7 protein-coding genes are annotated in these 6,891 nt (G+C 43.4%); 3 read left to right on the top strand and 4 right to left on the bottom strand.

What is annotated here, in order from left to right; translation table 11 throughout:
* The 3 genes from J7J62_04185 to J7J62_04175 form a co-directional block, all read left to right on the top strand.
* A partial coding sequence (locus J7J62_04185) for a hypothetical protein (protein ID MCD6124353.1) occupies positions 1-243 on the top strand: 243 nt, incomplete at its 5' end.
* Positions 240-1,586 carry a TolC family protein gene (locus J7J62_04180; GenBank protein ID MCD6124352.1) on the top strand — a complete coding sequence of 449 codons (1,347 nt, stop codon included), beginning with the start codon at positions 240-242 and terminating at the stop codon, positions 1,584-1,586. The genes J7J62_04185 and J7J62_04180, both read left to right, overlap by 4 nt.
* 1 nt (position 1,587) lies before the next feature.
* On the top strand, positions 1,588-2,661 hold the full coding sequence (locus J7J62_04175; protein MCD6124351.1) for an efflux RND transporter periplasmic adaptor subunit: 1,074 nt from the start codon (positions 1,588-1,590) through the stop codon (positions 2,659-2,661).
* A gap of 136 nt (positions 2,662-2,797) precedes the next feature.
* On the opposite strand, the gene J7J62_04170 is transcribed toward J7J62_04175, so the two are convergent.
* The 4 genes from J7J62_04170 to J7J62_04155 form a co-directional block, all read right to left on the bottom strand.
* Positions 2,798-3,115 carry a 30S ribosomal protein S20 gene (locus J7J62_04170; protein MCD6124350.1) on the bottom strand — a complete coding sequence of 106 codons (318 nt, stop codon included), beginning with the start codon at positions 3,113-3,115 and terminating at the stop codon, positions 2,798-2,800.
* A 21-nt stretch (positions 3,116-3,136) separates the two neighbouring features.
* Complete coding sequence (locus tag J7J62_04165; protein MCD6124349.1) at positions 3,137-4,936, bottom strand: 30S ribosomal protein S1; 1,800 nt, start codon at positions 4,934-4,936, stop codon at positions 3,137-3,139.
* Between the two features lie 38 nt (positions 4,937-4,974).
* Positions 4,975-5,649 (bottom strand): (d)CMP kinase, encoded by a 675-nt coding sequence (locus J7J62_04160; protein MCD6124348.1) that lies wholly within the window; start codon positions 5,647-5,649, stop codon positions 4,975-4,977.
* A gap of 94 nt (positions 5,650-5,743) precedes the next feature.
* The gene (locus J7J62_04155) at positions 5,744-6,820 is read right to left on the bottom strand and encodes a DUF4097 family beta strand repeat protein (GenBank protein MCD6124347.1); all 1,077 of its coding nucleotides are present in this window, start codon (positions 6,818-6,820) and stop codon (positions 5,744-5,746) included.
* Positions 6,821-6,891 lie beyond the last annotated feature (71 nt).

Here is a 6,891-nt window from a genome sequence, read left to right as displayed (position 1 = left end):
GCCGAAATACTAACCGAGCTTAAAGAAGTGGCATCAAATTTCAACAGGACTATGACAGAATTTGGAACGCAGTTCTTCAAAAGGTTCTATGACGAAAGAAAATTCTGGTTATCACCAAGGGATATGTATCTCGTTCTGAGAGGGCTTATGTGGAGCTATCTCTCAGAGAAAACCATTAATGCGGATATAAACATCGAAACAAAAACTCTCATACGGATTTTCCTGAAGGGAGTCGAAAGATGATGAGATTAATTTTAAAAATAGTCGTTTTAGCCGCCATAAGTACATCTTTTGGGCTGACATTAACGCTTGAGGACTGCATAAAAATTTCTGCGACCAATAATCCATCAGTCCTTGCGGCAGAGGCAGCACTGGAAGCCTCCGATGCGCAAAGGTATCAGGCTTTCACTAACTTCCTGCCCAAAGCAAAAATACAAGCCACATACACGAGGCTTAACGAAGCGCCATACACTGTTCTGAACCCGGAGAACTTTCCGTTTCCAACGCCCCCTGGAATGGAACCCGTAAGAATCGAGATGGGAAAAGCGGAAATGGACAAAGTCGAAGCATCTTTGACTCAACCTCTCGCAGCTCCCATTTTTACAGGATATGCTCTCGCAAGAAAAGGCACTGAGCAGAAAAAACTTGAGCTTAAAAAAGCGAGAATAGAGGCTGTATCACAGGCTGAAAAAGCTTTTTTTCAACTCGCAAAAGCAAAAGCATTTCTCGAGATAGCCAAAATATCAAAAAAGCAGGTTGACGACCACATAAAGCAGCTTACTGATATGGTCGAGGCTGGTCTGGTACACAGGAAAGACCTTCTCGCTGCAAAAGTCAAAGGCTACGAGGCAGAGTTAATGCTTACTCAGGCTCAGAATGCTGTAAAACTCGCAAAAGACGGTTTGAAAATGGCATTAGGCCTGCCGGATACCGTAGATGTGGATATAGACTACAAACTCAATGTAACGGATTATTCCATACCGCGCGATTCCGCTATTTCAATGGCATTGCGAAATTCCATTGACATAAGGCTCATGAAAGTTGGAATAGAAGCTGCACGGTTGAGCATTCAAATGGCTTTCGGAGAATTGTTACCATCGTTTGCGGCGGTTTTCAATTATGACTATCAGAAGCCGAACAGGCAACTCGAGAATAAGTGGTATGACTCATGGACTGCGGTCGGGGTTATAAGCTGGAATATTTTTGACTGGGGAGCCAATGTAGCAAAAATAAAGCAAGCTAAAGCCAACCTTAACCAGATTATGCACACCAAAAAGCTCGTTATTGATGGTGTGAGGCTTAAAGTGAAAGCCGCTTACAACACACTTGAGGAAAAAAAGAAATCACTGGAAATAGCTAATTCCGGGCTCGAAGCTGCGAAGGAAAGCTACAAAGTAGTTTCGGACTTATTCAGCGAGGGAGCGGCGACGAACCTTGAGTTTCTCGATGCACAGGCAGATTTCACAAGGGCAAAGCTTAATGTCCTAAACGCTATGGCTGACTACAATATAGCAAAAGTCGAGCTCGAAAAGCTAACCGGTGAGCTTGAAAACAAGATCGATAAAATTTTAGCGAAGGAGCAATAAAATGAGAACGAAAAACACCGTAATAAGAGTAATAATAACCGCTCTCGTGGTTGCGGTTTTACTTGCAGGATGTACTAAAAAAGAAACCACCAAAACAAGCCAGCCCGCGGGAGCATTAAGAGTTAATGTTAGCGAAGCAAGAATAGGAACGGTGAAAAAGACGATAACTTACAGCGGCGTTTTGAAGGGAATCCGGGAAGTTCCTATAGCACCGGGTATGAGCTCATGGATTAACAAAATCCTCGTTAAAGAGGGTCAAAAAGTCAAAAAAGGTCAACTTCTTGCGAAACTTTCGCCCGAGCAAATGGAACAAGCAAAAGCACAGCTCGACGCGCTCGAGAAAAACTACCAGAGAATGAAAAGGCTATACGAAAAAGGCGCCATAACGCAATCACAATTTGACCAGATAGAGGCTTCATATCTTGCCGCCAAGGCTGGATACCAACTGGCAAGCAAAAACACAAGGCTTCGTGCACCTTTCGACGGTATAGTAGCTGAAGTTAATACCCAGGAAGGGCAATTTTTCAATGCAATGATGGGATTCTCAAGCGCACCATCGGTTCTGACACTGGTAGATATATCAAAAGTAAAACTCGAGGTCGAGGTATCAGACCGGGATGTGGCGCTTATAAGCCCAGGACAAGAGGTCATGCTTAAAGTTGACGCTTTCCCCGAAACCACATTCACGGGCAAGGTGGAAAATGTAGACGAAATCGCTGACCCGAGAACCGGAACATACACGGTTAAAATAATCATCGACAACCCCAAAGAAATCCTCAAAAGTGGTATGTATGCCAGCGCGAAAATCGTCATCGACAAGGCTGAATCGGTAGTAGTTATACCTACCGATGCATTGGTAAACGATACGCTCGTTTACATCGCCGAAGGCAACACTGCCAAAGCGCGTAAAGTAAAAACTGGCGTTAAGTCGGCTCAGCTCGTGCAAATAATTGACGGAGTCAAACCCGGCGAAAAAGTGATAACCACAGGAACAATAGCGCTATTCGACGGAGCACCAATAAAGTATCAACCAAAAATAACCAAAAAAGCAGAGGCAAAAACCACGACTCAGTAGAACTTTACGAATCAGTATAAACGCAAAAGTAACTTATCGACCGCACCTTTACGGGTGCGGTTTTTTTAGACTAAGCAGGGTTAATAATTAATCAGACTAAAATTTATGTGGCAAATACCCTATTTAAGGATGGTTCTTACTGCGCCTGAAGATTGTTGAACCATTCCGCTATTTGGGCTTTGTGGCGGGCAGCTTTGTTTCGATGTATAACACCTTTTTGATATGCCTTATCGACTATAGAATACATTTTAGCCATAAGAATTTTTTTGAGCTGGTCCTGGTCCTCGGCTTTGATGGTCCATGCGAGGCGCTTCATTACTTCTTCGGGGGTTTTATAGTTTCTTATAGCCTTAAGCACTGCCCTAACAGAACCCCTCACTATCCTGTTTCTTTCTCGACGCTTCAGACTCTGGCGCAATCGCTTAAAAACGGTTTTGTGCTTCTTGTATGGCATGTCGTCTCCTTTTATCAAACTTTATTCCGATTCTTCTTTTTTCCTGTGTGTTACTTTCGCTACATCTCTTACTTTTACGGTCTTTATGGGATGTGCGGCAAGGTATCTTTCGAGGTCAGCTTTCTCGCGGCTCTTGAAGTATGCATCTACCGACAGCACGATTCGGTGGTCACGCGGCTCAAACTCTATAACCTTAAGAGGCAATATATCGCCCACACCGAACGCATCCTGAGGACGATCGACGCGTTTACCAAGCTGCGTTACGGGAACAAATCCTTCAACCTTATCGGGCAATTCGACTACAACGCCGCGGTCGGTCATGTGGATTATTCTGCCCTCAGTTTCCGCTCCAACAAAATATTTTCTTCCCAATGCGGGCCACGGGTTGGGCTGTAGCTGCTTGTATCCAAGTGAAAGCTTGTGGTTTTCGGGGTCTATCTCGAGCACCACCGCTTCAATTTTTTGACCGCGCCTGAAAAACTCGCTCGGATGATTAACCCGTTTGGTCCAGGAAATGTCGGAAATGTGTATTAAACCCTCTATACCTTCAGCTATCTCGACGAACGCGCCGAACGCCGTTAAATTCCTCACAACACCAGTAACCCTTGTGCCCGGTTTATACTTCTTGGCTGCCACCTGCCACGGGTCTGGTTCGAGCTGTTTGAGTCCAAGCGATATTTTGTGGTTTTCCTTATCCACATCGAGCACCACGCAGAATATTTCCTGACCTACTTCCAGCATCTCCGCTGGATGGCTTATTCGTTTGGTCCACGACATTTCGGAAACATGGATTAAGCCCTCAACACCCTCAGCAAGCCTGACGAAAGCACCGTATTTTGTAAGATTAACGACTTTGCCCTTAACTTTGGCGCCCTTAGGGAATCTCTTGTCTACATCATCCCATGGTGATGGGGTAAGCTGTTTTAGTCCAAGTGATATGCGCTGCTTTTCGCGGTCGTATTTTAGGATTTTGACTTTTATCTTATCCCCTATTTTAACAAGCTCGGAGGGGTGATTTATCCTCGTCCACGACATGTCCGTAATGTGGAGTAGTCCATCAAGCCCACCAAGGTCAACGAAAACGCCGAAATCAGTTATATTCTTAACTATACCCTCTCTAACCTGACCCTCCTCGATGGTTTTAAGCAACTCTTGTCGTTGCTTCTCCCTCTCGGCTTCGAGCAATGCGCGGCGGGAAACAACTATATTCCTTCTCATCTTGTTAAGCTTTATCACACGGAACTCATATTCTTCGCCTATTAAAGCGTCAAAGTCGGGAATCGGTCTTAATGCTATTTGTGACCCAGGAAGGAATGCATCAACGCCGAGTATATCGACGACCATTCCGCCTTTTATGCGCTTCTTTATTTTACCCTTTATGGGTTTTTGTGTCTCGTAAGCTTCACGAATTATATCCCAAACTTTTATGAAATCAGCTTTTTTCTTCGATATAACGACCTGACCGTTCTCATCTTCAAGTGCGTCAAGGAACACCTCAACTTTCTGCCCTACCTCTGGCTTCTGCTCGCCGAACTCATCAATGGGCAAAATCCCTTCCGACTTAAATCCAATATCAATCATCACATCATTCCCACGGACTGCGATAACAGTGCCCTCGATTATGGTCCCGTCCTTAAGAACCGCACAACCCTGCGAATAAATCCGCTTCTGCTCCTCAATCTCTTCAGGAGAAATGGTAAGCTTCTCGTCATCTATGTCGCCTTCTGCTAAAATAACATTACCCTCTTCATCCACATCCTTCTCTATCAAAACCTCAATAGCAGGTTCCTTTGACGACTTTTGATTTTTTTCTTCCACCATTAAGATACGCCTCCTTTGGTTAAAGTTTTAATCAACTTTTAAAACTTTACTTTATTCTCTAATTTTTTCCTGGCTATTTTCTCCATTATATTAATCTCAAAATCTATCGGCATCCTTGTATTGTCCACAAGTATTGCATCAGAAGCCTGCCTTAACGGCGCCACAGCTCTCGAACTATCCAGAAGGTCTCGCAACTTAATGTTCTCAAGCACCTCAGTGAATGTAACATTTTTTCCCAAAGCAACCATTTCTTTAAGTCTTCTTCGCGCTCTTTCCTCCTGGTCCGCTATTATGAAAAACTTCAGTTCAGCATCAGGAAGCACCACGGTTCCTATATCCCTTCCTTCCATAACCACTGCCCCATCCTTAGCAAGATTTCGCTGCATTTCAACGAGCTTTTTACGCACAAGAGGATGTTTACAAACCACCGAAACCGCCTCACTAACCTGTTTAGAACGAATAGCCAGGCTCACATCCTCGCCGTCAATGGTCGTGATAAGACCATTTTGGCAAATATTATGCTTATCAATTAACATTGCAAGTTTTTTCTCATCTTCCCAGCCGACATCGAATCTAAGCGCAAGAAGAGTTACCGCTCTGTACATTGCACCGCTATCGATGTATTTGTATCCAAGCCTTTCAGCGAGAAGTCGTGCAGCGGTGCTTTTCCCTGCTCCCGCTGGTCCGTCTATAGCTATCCGTATTCCCTTCATTCAGGCACAGAAAATATCAACCAAAAGCTTTTTGGCAAGAAATTTTTTATCCAAAAATAAGAAAGAGCTTAATTAAGGTAAAACGAGGAATAAACTACTCTTTCTTTACCACCATTATAGCCCCACTTTTCGACCAAAGCTTTATAATCCCGTTTTCGCCGCTTAGAGTGTAGCTGAATGGGGATTTTCTTTCTATGCCATCAAAAATTATTATCGCGTCCTCTGAAACGCAATCAATCCTTCTTGCAGTATTATCCTTTATCTGGAGTGTAATGTCGCCCTTGGTGTTTTTGACCGACAATGTCTCAGCTATCGGGAAAAGAGGTTCTATTCTTATCATCCCTTCATCCATGGAAACAAATGTTTTATCCGCAAGAAGTCCAGCTATGCTAACTAAGCCAGAATCGACAGATATTTTTGCGAGGTCCAGCTGCCCTTTATCAACAAGCCAGACGAGCTGACATTTTTTAGAATTAATATTAATGCTGCCAAGCATTTCCCCACAAAGAGTGACATCAGATATATCCGAACTAACAGCCATTTCACCGTCAAAATCTTTCATGCTTATTTCCGACACATGGGTATCGAACGAAAGCTTGCCCCTAAATTTACCCGCGGACTGAAAAAGCGCATATTTTGAATTAATATCTATCTCACCATCAAAGTCGTCTATTTCTATCCCGCTTATAAGGGAGTTTATCCTGAGATAAATAGGTTTCGGAAGCTCGATAAATATCGCAGAGTTCAGATGAAACGGGGATTTCTTGGTTATCATAACCGATTCTGCCTCAACAGGATAGAACATCCGTTCAATTTTGGTGGCAAAAGAGACAGGCGAATTCATCGACTCAAGCTCTTTGTAGGGATATTTAATATTTATAAAAAGCGTATCAGCTTTAAAATCTGTGTCGAAGCTAACAAGGTTAGCCATCCATTCGCTCTCGTTTTTGTTGCGGAATGTTGCGCTGACCTTGTGCCTCACTATTATTTTATCTTCGCCAATATTCTGAATAAGTCTTACATCGACAAAAGGATTATTCAAAACTATGCAGTTTATTATGCTTGCGGGAAACTCCCTGTTAAGAAATCTCGTGTAGTCAACGCCCTGCCCAAAAGTGAGCGCAAAAAGAACGACAAAAAACAATAAAAAGGCGATTATAATTTTAGACATCCCACCTCCTCCCGTTAAACTATCCTAAAATAATCCACCAGCACGCATCTTCTTGGTCTGACGAAGTCCTT

This window comes from bacterium (assembly GCA_021159335.1).
In the GTDB taxonomy this organism is placed as follows: Bacteria; UBP14; UBA6098; order B30-G16; family B30-G16; genus JAGGRZ01.
This window is presented reverse-complemented; position numbering and strand designations above follow the sequence as displayed.